The organism is Micromonospora sp. CMU55-4, assembly GCF_011602315.1.
GTDB classification, from domain to species: domain Bacteria; phylum Actinomycetota; class Actinomycetes; order Mycobacteriales; family Micromonosporaceae; genus Micromonospora; species Micromonospora chalcea.
Genome location: NZ_JAAOLH010000003.1, coordinates 125,757 through 139,969, shown reverse-complemented (window position 1 = coordinate 139,969; position 14,213 = coordinate 125,757). Strand labels below are relative to the sequence as shown.

Sequence of the window (14,213 nt, the reverse complement as noted above, 5' to 3'; positions counted from 1 at the left end):
GGGCGGGAAACGCGCCGGGCCGGTGGCGACGATCGTCACCACCGGCCCGGAACACGGAGGAGCGTCTACTCGGTACCGGCCGGGAGCACCCGATCGGCCTCAGCGCCGGCACCCGCCAGCACCTTCGCCTGCTGCGGCCAGGTGGCCAGACCCGGCGCGGAGCGCAGGCCGGCGGCCTTCACCGTCTGCCGCAGTGCAGCCTCGTCCAGCTCGGCGAGCTGCCGGTAGGTGCGGATCCCGGCGTCCTGCAGGGCGGCGGCCAGCTTCGGCCCGATGCCCTGGATTCGCCGGAAGTCGTCCGACGCGTCGGTGTCCGCCGCGGCCGGGACATTCTCGACCGAAGTACGCGGCGCGGGCACGGCGACCGGCTCGATGGCCTCGGCCGGCGCGGCCTCGGTGGCCGGCGCGTCGACGGCCGTGCCGACCGCGGGCTGCTTCTCCGTGGCGGGCTCGTCCTCGGCGAGGGTTGCCGAAGCCGCCACCGGCTCGGCGTCAACGGTGGCCGGAACCGTCACCGAGTCGGAGTCAACGGTGGCCGGAGCCGGCTCGGCGTCGGCCACGGGCGCGGCAACCGGCCCGGCGTCAGCCGAGGGCGACACCGGCTCGGCACCGACGGGCTCGGACTCGACCCGCTCGGAGGCAACGGGTGCGGAAACGACGGGCTCGGCGCTGACCGGCTCAGACCCGACCGGCTCGGCGGTGGCTGGCTCAGACACGACCGGGTCGGAGGCGGCGGGCGAGGACTCGGCCGGCTCGTCGGCGGTGCGGGCGGCGGTGGCTACGGCCGGTTCGGCGGTCGCGGACTCGGTGGGGGCGGGCTCGGTCACGGTGGCGGTCGCCGGCGGCTCGTCGACCACGGCGACCGGACGCGGCTCGTCGACGGTGGCGGTCACCGCGGGGGCGCCCTCCACCGTGGGCGTCGCCGGGGCGCCGGGCCGGCGGCCGAAGAGCACCCAGCCGGCGACCAGTCCGATGAGCAGGGCCAGGATCACGAACAGCCACTGCCCGAAGCTCGACGGCATGGCCAACCTCCTTCTATGTACGTGCACGACGGTGGCGAAAGACTCGGGGCAGCTTCGCACACGCGCGCCGACGACGACAGGCAGGCTGGTGCCGGGCCGCGACTGCGGGACGGGTGGTGTCCGCCGGTGGCCGGCGAGTGACCGAGCGTGCGTCGGGAATCGAATGGTGCACGGCCGGGAGGCGCCCCGGAACCTGGGTGCCGTGCGTGGTTCCGGGGCGCCCCGTCCGTCGCCCGTGTCCGGTCAGCGGATCCGGTCGGGCGCAGGGGTGCCGGCGGCGGTCCAGCTGTAGAAGCAGCCGGCCACCGCGTCCCGGGGCGAGTCCCAGGTCGGCAGGTACGGCGAGGTGTGCGCGGACAGCCGCTTGTTCACCTGCTCGTAGAGCGGGTGGTCGCGTAGTTCCGCGGTCAGGTCGGGCGCCACGTCGACGGTCTCCATCAGATGGACGCACAGGTCGTGCAGGTAGTACAGGGACCGGTGCCGCACGCCGGTGAGGTGGGGCAGTTCCGTCGCGTCGGACTCGGCGAAGATCTGCGCCACCCGTCCCTGTGCGCCCGGCACGATCCGGCTGACCACCAACAGTCGACTCATCGTGTGACCCCCTCTGCCGCGCGGTGCTGGGCTCACCGTGCCGGTCGCGCTGTCACCTCGCCGTCACCGCGTACCCCGGGGGATTGATGGCGGTGCCGCCTTGGCGGCCCGGTCCGTGCGGCGCGGCGGCGGCGGTTCCGGGCGGCTGGCCCGCCGGATCGGCGCGAGCGTGTCGTCCAGCAGCGCGGTCATGGCCGGGGACGGTTCCAGGCGCAGTTCGCGCAGGAGCAGGTCACGGTAGACGTAGAAGGAGTGGACCGCCTCGAACGCGTTGCCCTCGGCCAGGTGGATGCGGACCACCAGGCGGTGCGGGGTCTCCCGCAGCGGTTCGGCGGCCATCGCTTCCAGCGCGGCCTCGAGCGCCTCGCCGTGCCGGCCGGCGGTGAGGTGGTTGCCGGCGAGTTCCTCCAGCATGTGCAGGCGCAGCTGGCGCAGCCGTTCGCGTTCCAGCAGCACCCAGTCGTCGTACCAGCCGGGGAGCAGGTCGTGGCGTCCGGCGCCGGCAGCGCCGCGGGGGACTGCGCCTTCGCGTACCCGGGTGGCCGTCTCCACCAGGTCGTCCACGTCGAGGCGTACGGTCGGTCCGAGGCGGACGGTGTCGCCGTCGGTGCGCAGCGGGCAGCACGGGTCCTGCCGCAGCCGCCACAGCGCGGTCCGCAGCGACGACAGCGCTCGCTCCTCGGGGGTCTCGGGCCAGAGCAGACCGGCGAGGTGGCTGCGGGTGGCAGCCGGGCGCAGGCCGATCAGGGCGATGACGCGCTGCAGCCCCCGGGGTACGACCACCGGAGTGTCGTCGTGCAGCAACTGGAAACCGCCGAGCAGGTGCAGTGCCACCCGTGGGGCGGGTTCGCCCGCCGTCGGCATCCTCGATCCACCCGACACGGCGCACCCCCCAGCACCGGAACCCTCGTCCCGACCGTCGTCTCCCGGCCCGTCGCCCGCGACGCCGGTGTCGGAACGCCTCCACCACGGTCCGGAACCTCCACCGTGGCCGGGCTGACCGAGACGGAGAATATCAATGCCTGTTACTCTCAGTCAACGGTCGGTCGGCCACCTGACCGTCCGGCGCGGACCCGTAACACGCCTGTGATCTGCGAAAAAGTGTCGCCGCCCGGAATCCGGAAGGTGATCTTCCCATAGCTCACGCACAGCTCCCGTCAACGCAGCGTCACCATGTTTGTGGCGCGATGGGGTGCGGTTGACGCCCGGTAGACGGCCCTGGCGGCACCGTGTGGCAATCCGTGCGGCGCGACCGGTTCGCCGCGCACCGGGACGTACGCAGGGAGGCCGCGAATGGACCGTTCGCTCATCGTCGCCAAGGTGGTGCCCACGGCCGAGGACCGGGTGGCCGAGATCTTCGCCGAGTCCGACGCGACCGAGCTGCCCGGCCTGGTCGGTGTCCGGCACCGCTCGCTGTACCGGCTGCACGATCTCTACGTCCATCTGCTGGAGACGGAGACGCCGGCGCAGGGCGCGGTGGAGGACAACCGCGGGCACCCGGAGTTCATCCGGATCAGCGAGCGGCTGCGGCCGTACATCTCGCCGTACCTGCCGACCTGGCGCTCGCCCCGCGACGCGATGGCGCACTGCTTCTACCGGTACGACGCCCCGGCCCACCTGCACGACGCCGCCGGGCGGCTTCAGTGACCACCACCGCGCCGCGCGACGAGCAGCTGTGGTCCCGGTGCGACGGGTGCGCGTCGCTGCTCTACCGCAAGCGGCTGCGCCGCAACCTGGACGTGTGCCCGGAGTGCGGCTCGCACGCCCGGCTCGACGCGCCGGACCGGGTGGCGCAGCTCGCCGACCCGGACTCGTTCACGCCGCTGCCGGACCGGGCGGTACGCGTCGACCCGATCGAGTTCGTCGACGCGCTGCCGTACCCGCATCGGCTCGGCGCGGCCCGCGCGGCGACCGGCCTGGACGAGGCGGTGCTCTGCGGCACCGCCCGGGTGGGCGGGCACCCGGTGGCGCTGGCGGTGATGGACTTCCGTTTCCTCGGCGGCAGCCTCGGCTGCGCGGTCGGTGAGCTGATCACCCGGACCGCCGAGCGGGCCCTGGCCGACGACGTCCCGCTGGTGCTGGTGACCGCGTCCGGCGGCGCGCGGATGCAGGAGGGCGCGCTGTCGCTGATGCAGATGGCCACCGTCAGCCAGGCCCTCGCGGGGATGCGCGAGGCGGGTCTGCTGACGGTCAGCGTGGTCACCGATCCCACGTACGGCGGGGTGGCCGCCTCCTTCGCCACAAACACCGACCTGGTGCTCGCCGAGAGCGGCGCCCGGCTGGGCTTCGCCGGCCCCCGGGTGATCCGCCAGGTCACCGGCGCCACGCTGCCGGAGGGCTTCCAGACCGCCGAGTACCTGCTGCGCCACGGCCAGGTGGACATGGTGGTGCCCCGGCACGCGCTGCGCGGCCGGCTCGCCGCGCTGCTCGCCGCCGCCCACTCCGGCCGCCGCGCGCCGGCAGGTGCGCCCGCGCCGCGCCCGGCGCCGGCCGTGAGCACCGTGGCCGCCGCGCCGGACCGCGACCCGTGGGAGACGGTACGCACGGCGCGGCACCCGGGCCGCCCGACCACACTGGACTATCTGGAGACCGCGTTCGACGGGTTCGTGGAGCTGCACGGGGACCGGCTCGGCGCGGACTGCCCGGCCGTCGTCGGCGGCATCGCCCGTCTCGACGGCCGGCCGGTGATGGTGATCGGCCACCAGAAGGGGCACACCACCGCCGAGCTGGTCACCCGCAACTTCGGCATGGCGAGCCCGGCCGGTCACCGCAAGGCGCTGCGGTTGATGCGTCTCGCGGCGCGGCTGCGGCTGCCGGTGGTGACGCTGGTGGACACGCCCGGCGCGGATCCGGGGGTGACCGCCGAGCAGCAGGGCCAGGCGGCGGCGATCGCGGAGAACATCCTCGCGCTCACCGTGCTGCCCACGCCTGTGGTGGCGGTGGTCACCGGCGAGGGCGGCAGCGGCGGCGCGCTCGCGCTCGCGGTCGCCGACCGGGTGCTCATGCTGGAACACGCGGTCTACTCGGTGATCAGCCCCGAGGGCTGCGCCGCGATCCTCTGGCCGGACAGCTCGGCGGCGCCGCAGGCGGCCCGCGCGTTACGGCTCACCGGCACCGACCTGTGTCACCTCGGCGTGGTCGACGAGCTGGTGCCGGAGCCGCGGCCGGCCGCGCACGCCGACCCGGCCGGCGCGGCCGAGCTGCTGCGCCGGGCGGTCGCGGCGAACCTCGCCCCGTTGCTCACCGTGCCTCCCGCCACGCTGGTCCGCCGACGGCGTCAGCGGTTCCGCCGCTTCGGGGCGGCCCGCTCGGCCACCGCCGGTCCCGCCGCGACGGCGCGCGCCGCCGAGCGGCCGGAGGTGGCGTGATGGCCGACGTGGAGTCCGAGCAGGTGCTCGACGGGCTGCGCCGGCAGGCCCGCAAGCTCGTCGCCGACCTGGCCGGGCCGGTACGCCGGGTGCGGCTGCGCAGCGGCGAGTCGGTGCTGGAGGTCGAGTGGCACGACCCGGCGGCGCCGGCGCCGCGCGCCGGGACCGAACCGGTGGGCGCGCGCATCGAGGAGCCCGCCCGGCAGACGGCGCCGCCGGTCGACCGGCCGGCCGTGCGCTCGCCGGTGGTGGGCACGTTCTACCGGGCTCCCGAGCCCGGGGCGATGCCGTTCGTCGCGGTCGGCGACGTGGTCCGCCCGGGCCAGGTGGTCGGCATCGTCGAGGCCATGAAGCTGATGAACGAGGTGACCGCCGGCCAGGCCGGACGGGTGGTCGAGGTGCTTGTCGACGACGGCAAGCCCGTCGAGTACGACCAGCCGCTGATCGCCCTGGAACCGGTCACCGGACAGGACGGCTGATGTTCGACAAGGTGCTGATCGCCAACCGGGGCGAGATCGCGCTGCGGGTGCTGCGCGCCTGCCGGGAGCTGGGTGTGCGCACCGTGGTGGTGCACTCCAGCGCCGACGCCGACTCGCTGCCGGTGCGGCTGGCCGACGAGGCGGTCCGGATCGGCCCTGCGGCCAGCCGGCGCAGCTACCTCAACGCGGCGGCGATCGTGGAGGCGGCCCGGCAGACCGGCGCGCAGGCGGTCCACCCCGGGTACGGCTTCCTGTCCGAGGACGCCGACTTCGCCGAGATCTGCGCGGAGAACGGGTTGGTCTTCGTCGGCCCGCCGCCGCAGGTGATGGCCGCGCTCGCGGACAAGTCGACGGCGCGGGCGCTGATGAGCGCCGCCGGGCTGCCGCTGCCGCCGGGCAGCGTCCGGACACTGCCCACCGTCGCCGAGGCGCAGGAGGTGGCCGCCGACGTGGGCTACCCGGTGATCGTGAAGGCCGCTGCGGGCGGGGGCGGGCGCGGCATGACTGTGGTGCGCTCGGCCGCGGAGCTGCCCCGCGCGTACGCCCGCACCCGCGCCGCCGCGCAGGTCGCGTTCGGCGACGACCGGGTGTACGTCGAGCGGTACCTCGCCGACGCCCGCCACGTCGAGGTTCAGGTGCTCTGCGACGGCCAGGGCAACGGCGTGCACCTGGGCACCCGGGACTGCTCGGTGCAGCGCCGGCACCAGAAGCTGATCGAGGAGGCGCCCGCGCCCGCGCTGCGGCAGGCCACCCTGGACACCGTCGCCGAGGTGGCGCTGCGCGGCGCGCTGTCGGTCGGCTTCACCGGGGCCGGCACCGTGGAGTTCCTGGTGGACGAGGCGGAACGCTGCCACTTCCTGGAGATCAACTGCCGGATCCAGGTGGAACACCCGGTCACCGAGATGGTCACCGGCGTGGACCTGGTGCAGGAGCAGCTGCACATCGCGTACGGCACCCCGCTGCGCCTGCGTCAGTCCGACGTCCGGCTGACCGGCGTGGCGATCGAGTGCCGGGTCAACGTGGAGGACCCGGACCGCGACTTCGCGCCCGCGCCCGGCCGGCTGGACCGGTTCCGGCCGCCCGGCGGCCCGTTCACCCGGGTCGACACCCACGGGCACACCGGCTACCTGGTCAGCCCGCACTACGACTCGCTGCTGGCGAAGGTGGCGGTCTGGGCGCCGGACCGGGACGCCGCGCTGGACCGGCTCGACCGGGCGCTGGCCGAATTCGACGTGGCCGGTCCGGGTGTGCGTACCACGATTCCGTTCGCCCGGCGGGTGCTGCGCGACCCCGCGTTCCGGGCCGCCCGGCACACCACCGCCCTGGTGGAACGCCTGCTCACCCCGCCCGCCGTGGCCACCGACGGGCCCGTCGGGAGCGTCGGCAGCGCCCCGGCCGGCGAGCGGGCCGACGGCGCCCACGCCGGCGCCGTCGTACCGCGGCTGCGGTCGGCGGTGCCCGACCCGCGCGCCGAGGCCGACCCGGCCGGCCGTACCCCCGTTCGCGCCGTGCCCGCCGCCGGCCCGACCACCTGGAGGAACCAATGACAGTCGCCCCCGACCGCCCGCTCGCCCGCGAGATCACCGACATCCTGGTCACGCACTGCGGCCTGGACCCGGACGCCGCCGCCAGCACGCCCGCCGCGAGCCTGGAGGAGCTGGGCATGGACTCGCTGGCGCTGCTCGAACTGTCCGCGGTGGTGGCCGACCGGTGGCGGGTGAAGATCCCGGAACAGGCCGGGCAGCTCAGCATCGCCGGCGTCGCCGACCTGGTCGCCCGCAAGGCCGATCCGCCCGGGCATACCGAGAACGCGGTGGAGATCGACGCGCCGCTGCCGCTGGTCTGGGAGATCACCAACGACGTGGCCCGGTGGCCCGAGCTGTTCACCGAGTACGCGGTCGCCGAGATCCTGCACCGCGACGGCGACGCGGTGCGCTTCCGGCTCACCATGCACCCCGACGAGAACGGCGTGGCGTGGAGCTGGGTCAGCGAACGTACCGCCGACCCGGCCACCCGCGAGGTGCACGCCCGGCGCGTCGAGACCGGGCCGTTCGAGTACATGCGCATCCACTGGCGGTACGAGGAGATCCCCGGCGGCACCCGGATGACGTGGACGCAGGACTTCGCGATGAAGCCGACCGCGCCGGTCGACAACGCCGGCATGACCGACCGGATCAACACCAACAGCGCGATCCAGCTCGCCGTGATCAAGGAAAAGATCGAGCGGGCGTACGCGGGAGGCACCCGATGACCGACACCACCACCGCCCGGGTCTCCGTCCACGACGTGCCGGCCGACCGCCGTCGCGGCGGGGAGCTGCGGGTCCTGCTCGGCCCGAAGACGGTCGGCAGCACCTCCGGATTCATGGGCGTGGCCACGCTCGCGCCGGGGGAGCGGATCGCCGAGCACTACCACCCGTACAGCGAGGAGTTCCTCTACGTCGCCCGCGGCGCGATCACCGTGGACCTGGACGACGTGCCGGTGCCGGTCGCCGCCGGGGAGGCGCTCTACGTGCCGAAGGACGTGCGGCACCGGCTGCGCAACACCGGCGACGAGCCCGCCGAGGTGGTGTTCCATCTCGGACCGCTCGCCCCCCGCCCGGAACTCGGCCACGTCGACACCGAGAGCGCGGCCCCGCCGCCACGGGAGCCGTCGTGACCGGCCGGCGCACCGTGGTCACCGGCGTGGGCGTCGTCGCGCCCGGCGGCGCCACCCGGGACCGGTTCTGGAAGACGATCACCGAGGGCCGCACCGCGACCCGGCGGATCAGCTTCTTCGACCCGTCGCCGTTCCGGTCGCAGATCGCCGCCGAGTGCGACTTCGACCCGGACGCCGCCGGGATCACGCTCGCCGAGCGGCAGCGCGCCGACCGGTACGTGCAGTTCGCGCTCGCCTGCTCCGCCGAGGCGCTCGCGGACAGCGGTCTCGTCCTCACCGACGCGCAGCGCGAACGCGCCGGGGTGGTGCTCGGCACCGCCGTCGGCGGGACCATGGCCCTGGAACAGGAGTACGTGCGGGTCAGCGACTCCGGCCGGCACTGGCTGGTCGACCACGCGCTCGGCGGGCCGTACCTCTATCAGGCGCTGGTGCCCAGCAGCCTGGCCGCCGACGTGGCGTGCCGGCACGGCCTGCACGGCCCCGCGCAGGTCGTCTCCACCGGCTGCACCTCCGGCATCGACGCGATCGGGTACGCCCACCAGCTCGTCGCCGACGGCGAGGCCGACGTGGTGCTGGCCGGGGCGGCCGACTCGCCGATCTCCCCGGTCACCGTCGCCTCGTTCGACGCGATCGGCGCGACCAGCCCGGACAACGACGACCCGGAGCACGCCTCCCGGCCGTTCGACGCCGACCGGCACGGTTTCGTCCTCGCCGAGGGCGCCGCCGTGCTGGTGCTGGAGGAGGCCGAGCACGCCCGACGCCGGGGCGCGCACGTGTACTGCGAGGTCGCCGGGTACGCCAGCCGCAGCAACGGCTTCCACATGACCGGGCTGCGCCCGGACGGCGCGGAGATGGCGGTGGCGATCAGCGACGCGCTGCGGCAGGCCCGGCTCGCCCCGTCGGCCGTTTCCTACGTCAGCGCGCACGGCTCCGGCACCCGGCAGAACGACAGGCACGAGACCGCAGCGTTCAAGCGGGCGCTGGGGGAGACCGCGTACCGGGTGCCGATCAGCTCGATCAAGTCGATGGTCGGCCACTCGCTCGGCGCCATCGGCTCGATCGAGATGGCCGCCTGCGCGCTGGCCATCGAGTACGGCGTGGTCCCGCCCACGGCGAACTGGACCACCCGCGACCCGGAGTGCGACCTGGACTACGTGCCGAACGAGGCGCGGGAGGTGCCGGTGGACGTGGCGCTGTCGGTGGGCAGCGGATTCGGCGGCTTCCAGTCCGCGATGGTGTTCCGCCGGCTGGCGGCGGTGCCGACATGACCGCGCGGGCCGTGGTGACGGGCATCGGTGTGGTCGCGCCCAGCGGGATCGGCGCCGAGGCGCACTGGAACACCGTGCTGGCCGGCACCCGGCGCATCGGGCCGATCACGCTGTTCGACCCGGAGCGCTACCCGACCCGGGTGGCCGGGGAGGTGTCCGACTTCGACCCGGCCGGGTTCAGCGACACCCGGCAGCGGGTGCAGACCGACAGGTGGACCCACCTCGGCTTCGCCGCGACCAGGCTGGCGCTGGCCGACGCCGGGCTGCCCGAGGTGTCGCCCGACCCGTACCAGTGGGCGGTCACGCTCGCCAGTTCCTCCGGCGGCAACCTGTTCGGCCAGCGGGAGCTGCAGCGGCTGTGGGGCGGGCCGACCCGCACCGTCGGGGCGTACCAGTCGATCGCCTGGTTCTACGCGGCCAGTGTGGGCCAGCTGTCGATCCGCCACCAGTTCAAGGGGCCGTCCGGGGTGACCGTGTCCGAGTCGGCCGGCGGGCTGGACAGCCTCGCGCACGCGGTGCGCACCGTCCGCCGGGGCACGCCGGTGGTGATCGCCGGGGCCACCGAGTGCCCGCTGAGCCCGTACGCGCTCGCCTGCCAGCTGCGCTCCGGCCTGCTCAGCGACGTGTCCGACCCGCAGGCCGCGTACCGGCCGTTCGACGTCGCGGCCAGCGGCTACGTGCCGGCCGAGGGCGGCGCGGTCTTCGTGGTCGAGGAGCTGGGCCACGCGCTGGCGCGGGGCGCGCGCGTCTACGGGGAGATCACCGGCTGGGCCGCCACCCACGACGCCGCGCCCACCGACCCGGCCGCCGGCCCCGACCCGGCGCACTACGCCCGGGCGCTGCGGCTGGCGCTGGAACGCGCCGGGGTACGCCCGCACGACGTGGACGTGGTCTGGCCGGACGCGCTCGGGGTGCCCGCGTACGACCGGGCCGAGGCGACCGCGTTGCGTGCCGTCTTCGGCGACCGGACCCCGCCGGTGACCACCCAGAAGCCGCTGACCGGCCGGGCGCACCAGGGTGGGTCCGCGCTGGACGCGGCCACCGCGCTGCTGGCGTTCCGCCGCGGGATGCTGCCCGCCTCGGCCGGCCCGGACGAGCCCGCGCCCGGCTGCGAGCTGACGTTCCTGCGGCAGCCCCGCCCGCCGCGCAGCCGGATCGCGCTGGTCGGCGCGCGCGGCTTCGACGGGTTCAACAGCGCGCTGGTGCTGCGCGGCGCCGCGCCCCCACCGGCGGGCGAGCGCTGAGCGGGGCCACCCGGGAGCGTCGTCGCCCGCCGTCCGCGCGGGAGCCCGCGCGCACAGCATCCGGCGGCCGGCGGACTACCTTGCCGGCGTGGCCCCGATCCTGCCTGTCCGATCGAGCCTGAGCAATCCACCCAGCCGCTGTTTTGGATCTAGCCATTTGCATCTGGCGATGCAGAAGAGGGTCGTCGTAGGGTTCCGCCATACCCCGAACGACGTACCCGCTGGGCGGATCCGCCCAGTTCCTCATTGGAACGGTGGCTGGTCGTGACTGCACATCCCGTGGCGGAAGATCCTGCCTCGACGACGGTGGACTGGGTGGACGACATCCTGTTCACCGGCCGCGACACCGACGTCTGCCTGCGCCTGCCCGAACCGGTGGACAAGGGCACGCTGCGCCGGCTCGTCGGCGAGGCGCAGGACCGGCTCGCCGAGGCCGGGCTGCGCGCCGGAGGCGCCGCCGCGCTGCGTCTGCCGCCCTCGCTGGCGTACGTGGCGCACCTGCTCGCCACCTGGCGTACCGGCGCCCAGGCGGTGCTGCTGGACCACCGGCTCACCGACCACGAGGTCGACCAGGCACTGCGCCGGCTCAGCCCGCAGGTGGTGGTCGCCCCGGTGCGCTCCGGCGGCGGCGCGCTGCGGATCTTCGTCGACGTCACCGCCGGGGTGAGCGCGTACTCCGACCGCCCGGCGGGCAGCCCGCACGCGGTGATCCAGCTCAGCTCCGGCTCCACCGGGCCGTCCAAGGTGATCGGCCGCACCGCCGCCGACCTGGTCGGCGAGGTGCGCCGCTACACCCGCATCGACGGCGTCGCGCTGCCCGGCGAGCGGATCATCCTGCTGCCCAGCATGGTGCACGTGCTCGGCCTGGTCGGCGGCCTGCTCTACGGGCTGCACGCGGGCGTCGAGCTGTGCCCGCCGGAGCGGCTCAGCGGCGACGCGATCCTCGCCGCCGTGGCCGCCCAGGACACCCCGGCCACTGTGCTCGGCGTGCCGTTCCACATCGGGCTGCTCGCCTCCACCACACCGGCCGGGCCGCTGCCGCAGCTCAAACGCATGACCACCGGCGGCGAGCTGGTGAGCGCCGCCGTGGCCAATGCCTTCACCGACCGCTACGGCGTGCCGCTGGGCAACATGTACGGGATGACCGAGGTCGGCGTCATCGGCACCGACCTGTACGGGCGGCACCGCCCCGCCATCGCGCCCGCCCCCGGCATCGAGGTGCGCGAGCGTGACGGCGAGCTGTGGGTCAGCTGCCCCGCCAACCCGTACGTCGGACTGGCCGACCCGACCCGGTGGGCCGACGGCTGGCTGCACACCCGCGACGCCGGGGTGGTCGACCCGGACACCGGCCTGGTCACCATCAAGGGCCGGCTGGACTCGCAGGTGTCGGTGGGCGGCCTGAAGGTCGACCTGACCGAGGTGGAGGCCACAGTGGCCGGGCTGCCCGGCGTCGTCGCCGCGGTGGTGGTCTGGGACGACGGCATCACCGCGTACGTCCAGGCCGACGGCTCGCTGACCGAGGAGACGCTGGACAAGCTGATCGCCGAGCGGCTGGCCGGCTTCAAGCGTCCCCGCACGCTGCGGCTGCTCGACCAGATGCCCCGCACCACCACCGGAAAGCTGGTCCGGTCGGTCCCGGCGCTGCGGGACGCGGCGTCGTGACCGGACCGCTGTACGAGCCGCGCAGCCGCCGGACTCCCGCCGGACGTCCGATCCACCCCGATTCCCGACCCGCCCCGGCCGAGCGGCGCGCCACCCGCGCGTCCGAGCCGGCCGGTCCACACGCACACGGTGTCCCGACCGGGCACCGTCAGCCGGTACACGGAGAAGAGGTCTGAACCCATGCGAGACCAGGTCCGCACTTTCGTCGTCGAACAGCTCGCCGACATGAACTACGACGTGGACGAGCTCGACGACGACACCACGCTCGGCCCTTCCGGCGTCGACCTGGAGTCGCTGGCCCTGGCCGACCTCGCGGTCCGCGTCGAGGACCGGTACGGCGTGAAGTTCGCCGACGACGAGTCGGAGAAACTGGCGCTGATGACGGTCGGCGAGTTCACCACGATGGTCGCCGACCGGGTGGCCGCGAACAGCGACAAGTCCTGATGTCCGGTCAGCCCGACCTGGGGCGAGCTGACCTGGTGAGCATGCTCGCCGAACTGACCGCGAAACCCGCCGACCAGGTGCCGGACCGGCTCGGCTCGATGGAGCTGGCCTGGCTGGTGCACATGGTCGAGCAGCGCCACGACCGCCGGCTGGACCTGAGCGACGACGAACTCGCCGGCATCCGCACCGTCGACGACGCGCTCGCGGTGTTCCGCGGCGCGCTGACCGCTCCCGCAGATGGCTGAGCGGGAAACCGTACGGATCACCGGCACGTACGCGCTCAGCGCCCTCGGCAGGGGCGCGGACGCGCTGCTGGCCGGGGTGCTCACCGGCGCCCCGGCGTTCGGACCGGTGCGCCGTTTCGACACCACCGGCCGCCGGGTCACCGTGGCGGCCACAGCGCCGGACGTCGGCACGCTCGCCGACGAGCTGGCCGACGCGATCGACGCCGCCGCCGGGGTCGCCGGGCTGGACCGGGCCGGGCGCGCCGGGTCGGCGCTGTTCCTGGCCACCCACGGCGGGCCGCACTCGCTGCCCGTACCGCAGGGGCGGGACGCGCCGACGGTGCCGGCGCTGGCCGGTCACCTGGCCGCGCGGTGCGGACTCGGCGGGCGGACCCGGATCTACACCACGGCCTGCGTGTCGGCGAGCAGCGCGGTCGCCGACGCCGCCGCGTTGATCCGCCGGGGCGACCTGGAGCGTGTCGTGGTCGCGGCCGGTTACCTGGTCGAACCGGACCAGTACGCGCTGTTCGACGCCGGGCGGGCGCTCGCCGCCGACGGCGCGGTACGCCCGTTCAGCGCCGGGCGCAAGGGACTGCTGCTGGGCGACGGGGTGGCCGCTGTGGTGCTGGAGTCGGCGAGTGCCGCCGCCCGGCGGGGCGCCGAGACGGTGGCGACGGTGGCCGGGTGGGGGCGGGCGGGGGACGCCTACCACGCGTGCCAGCCGCACCCGGAGGGGCTGGGGCTGGCCCGGGCGGTCGAGGCGGCGCTGCGGCGCGGCGGGCTGCCCCCGGACGCGGTCGGTTACGTCAACGCCAACGCCACCGGCACCTCGTTCAGCGACGCCTCCGAGGCGGCGGCGCTGACCCGGGTGTTCGGCGACGACGCCGGGCGGCTGCCGGTCAGCTCCACCAAGTCGGTGCACGGGCACGCGCTGGAGGCGTCCGGGCTGCTGGAACTGCTGGTCACCGTGCTGGCCCTGCGGCACGGCAAGCTGCCGGTCACCGCCGGCTGGCTCGGCCCGGACCCGCAGTGCCCGCTGGACGTCATCCGCGACGCCCCCCGCCCCGCGCGCACCGCACACGCCCTGACCCTCAACGCCGCCTTCGGCGGCGCCAACACCGCCCTCCTGGTGAGCACCTCATGACCGCCTCCACCCCCAGCCCTCCGCGATCTTGCACTTCCGGTCCCGGCGAAACGGGCACAACGCCCGCCGAGAGGGCGCCAACCGCAAGATCGCGCAGCCAAGGGGAGGC

At 74.9% G+C, this 14,213-nt stretch carries 15 protein-coding genes; 12 read left to right on the top strand and 3 right to left on the bottom strand.

What is annotated here, in order from left to right:
- Positions 1–65: 65 nt before the first annotated feature.
- The 3 genes from HA073_RS06795 to HA073_RS06785 form a co-directional block, all read right to left on the bottom strand.
- The gene (locus tag HA073_RS06795; RefSeq protein WP_166455925.1) at positions 66–1,022 is read right to left on the bottom strand and encodes a helix-hairpin-helix domain-containing protein; all 957 of its coding nucleotides are present in this window, start codon (positions 1,020–1,022) and stop codon (positions 66–68) included.
- Between the two features lie 243 nt (positions 1,023–1,265).
- Positions 1,266–1,613 (bottom strand): TcmI family type II polyketide cyclase, encoded by a 348-nt coding sequence (locus tag HA073_RS06790; protein WP_030504426.1) that lies wholly within the window; start codon positions 1,611–1,613, stop codon positions 1,266–1,268.
- Between the two features lie 63 nt (positions 1,614–1,676).
- On the bottom strand, positions 1,677–2,477 hold the full coding sequence (locus HA073_RS06785) for a BTAD domain-containing putative transcriptional regulator (protein ID WP_113972844.1): 801 nt from the start codon (positions 2,475–2,477) through the stop codon (positions 1,677–1,679).
- A gap of 429 nt (positions 2,478–2,906) precedes the next feature.
- Here HA073_RS06785 and HA073_RS06780 point away from each other — a divergent pair, with 429 nt between their 5' ends.
- The 12 genes from HA073_RS06780 to HA073_RS06725 all read left to right on the top strand — a co-directional run bounded on the left by HA073_RS06780 (position 2,907) and on the right by HA073_RS06725 (position 14,104).
- Positions 2,907–3,260, top strand: coding sequence for a TcmI family type II polyketide cyclase (locus HA073_RS06780; protein WP_043323608.1), 354 nt, complete (start codon positions 2,907–2,909; stop codon positions 3,258–3,260).
- Positions 3,257–4,981: an acetyl-CoA carboxylase carboxyltransferase subunit alpha gene (locus HA073_RS06775; protein WP_140946471.1), complete on the top strand. Its 1,725-nt coding sequence runs from the start codon at positions 3,257–3,259 to the stop codon at positions 4,979–4,981. The genes HA073_RS06780 and HA073_RS06775 overlap by 4 nt, the downstream gene beginning before the upstream one ends.
- Positions 4,981–5,460, top strand: coding sequence for an acetyl-CoA carboxylase biotin carboxyl carrier protein (accB, locus tag HA073_RS06770; protein WP_043323610.1), 480 nt, complete (start codon positions 4,981–4,983; stop codon positions 5,458–5,460). The genes HA073_RS06775 and accB overlap by 1 nt, the downstream gene beginning before the upstream one ends.
- Positions 5,460–7,007, top strand: coding sequence for an acetyl/propionyl/methylcrotonyl-CoA carboxylase subunit alpha (locus tag HA073_RS06765; RefSeq protein WP_166455924.1), 1,548 nt, complete (start codon positions 5,460–5,462; stop codon positions 7,005–7,007). Before accB ends, HA073_RS06765 begins: the two co-directional genes overlap by 1 nt.
- Entirely contained in the window at positions 7,004–7,711 is a 708-nt protein-coding gene (locus HA073_RS06760; RefSeq protein WP_166455923.1) for an SRPBCC family protein, read from the top strand. The genes HA073_RS06765 and HA073_RS06760 overlap by 4 nt, the downstream gene beginning before the upstream one ends.
- A complete protein-coding gene (locus HA073_RS06755) occupies positions 7,708–8,118 on the top strand; it encodes a cupin domain-containing protein (protein WP_018784080.1) in 411 nt (136 codons plus the stop codon). Before HA073_RS06760 ends, HA073_RS06755 begins: the two co-directional genes overlap by 4 nt.
- A complete protein-coding gene (locus tag HA073_RS06750; protein ID WP_069088550.1) occupies positions 8,115–9,386 on the top strand; it encodes a beta-ketoacyl synthase in 1,272 nt (423 codons plus the stop codon). The genes HA073_RS06755 and HA073_RS06750 overlap by 4 nt, the downstream gene beginning before the upstream one ends.
- Complete coding sequence (locus HA073_RS06745) at positions 9,383–10,630, top strand: beta-ketoacyl synthase N-terminal-like domain-containing protein (RefSeq protein ID WP_166455922.1); 1,248 nt, start codon at positions 9,383–9,385, stop codon at positions 10,628–10,630. Before HA073_RS06750 ends, HA073_RS06745 begins: the two co-directional genes overlap by 4 nt.
- A gap of 264 nt (positions 10,631–10,894) precedes the next feature.
- Positions 10,895–12,292, top strand: coding sequence for a class I adenylate-forming enzyme family protein (locus tag HA073_RS06740; protein ID WP_064446474.1), 1,398 nt, complete (start codon positions 10,895–10,897; stop codon positions 12,290–12,292).
- A gap of 180 nt (positions 12,293–12,472) precedes the next feature.
- The gene (locus HA073_RS06735) at positions 12,473–12,736 is read left to right on the top strand and encodes an acyl carrier protein (protein WP_043323623.1); all 264 of its coding nucleotides are present in this window, start codon (positions 12,473–12,475) and stop codon (positions 12,734–12,736) included.
- On the top strand, positions 12,736–12,981 hold the full coding sequence (locus HA073_RS06730; RefSeq protein ID WP_043323626.1) for a hypothetical protein: 246 nt from the start codon (positions 12,736–12,738) through the stop codon (positions 12,979–12,981). The genes HA073_RS06735 and HA073_RS06730 overlap by 1 nt, the downstream gene beginning before the upstream one ends.
- Entirely contained in the window at positions 12,974–14,104 is a 1,131-nt protein-coding gene (locus tag HA073_RS06725; RefSeq protein ID WP_166455921.1) for a beta-ketoacyl synthase, read from the top strand. The genes HA073_RS06730 and HA073_RS06725 overlap by 8 nt, the downstream gene beginning before the upstream one ends.
- The last annotated feature ends 109 nt before the right edge of the window (positions 14,105–14,213 follow it).

What these genes read in the sequence shown, in the direction of transcription:
- HA073_RS06745 (WP_166455922.1), top strand. Translation starts at nt 9,383, where the DNA reads ATGACCGCGCGGGCCGTGGTGACGGGCATCGGTGTGGTCGCGCCCAGC.
- HA073_RS06735 (WP_043323623.1), top strand. Translation starts at nt 12,473, where the DNA reads ATGCGAGACCAGGTCCGCACTTTCGTCGTCGAACAGCTCGCCGACATG.
- HA073_RS06795 (WP_166455925.1), bottom strand. Translation starts at nt 1,022, where the DNA reads ATGCCGTCGAGCTTCGGGCAGTGGCTGTTCGTGATCCTGGCCCTGCTC.
- accB (WP_043323610.1), top strand. Translation starts at nt 4,981, where the DNA reads ATGGCCGACGTGGAGTCCGAGCAGGTGCTCGACGGGCTGCGCCGGCAG.
- HA073_RS06730 (WP_043323626.1), top strand. Translation starts at nt 12,736, where the DNA reads ATGTCCGGTCAGCCCGACCTGGGGCGAGCTGACCTGGTGAGCATGCTC.
- HA073_RS06760 (WP_166455923.1), top strand. Translation starts at nt 7,004, where the DNA reads ATGACAGTCGCCCCCGACCGCCCGCTCGCCCGCGAGATCACCGACATC.
- HA073_RS06755 (WP_018784080.1), top strand. Translation starts at nt 7,708, where the DNA reads ATGACCGACACCACCACCGCCCGGGTCTCCGTCCACGACGTGCCGGCC.
- HA073_RS06725 (WP_166455921.1), top strand. Translation starts at nt 12,974, where the DNA reads ATGGCTGAGCGGGAAACCGTACGGATCACCGGCACGTACGCGCTCAGC.
- HA073_RS06785 (WP_113972844.1), bottom strand. Translation starts at nt 2,477, where the DNA reads ATGCCGACGGCGGGCGAACCCGCCCCACGGGTGGCACTGCACCTGCTC.
- HA073_RS06765 (WP_166455924.1), top strand. Translation starts at nt 5,460, where the DNA reads ATGTTCGACAAGGTGCTGATCGCCAACCGGGGCGAGATCGCGCTGCGG.
- HA073_RS06790 (WP_030504426.1), bottom strand. Translation starts at nt 1,613, where the DNA reads ATGAGTCGACTGTTGGTGGTCAGCCGGATCGTGCCGGGCGCACAGGGA.
- HA073_RS06780 (WP_043323608.1), top strand. Translation starts at nt 2,907, where the DNA reads ATGGACCGTTCGCTCATCGTCGCCAAGGTGGTGCCCACGGCCGAGGAC.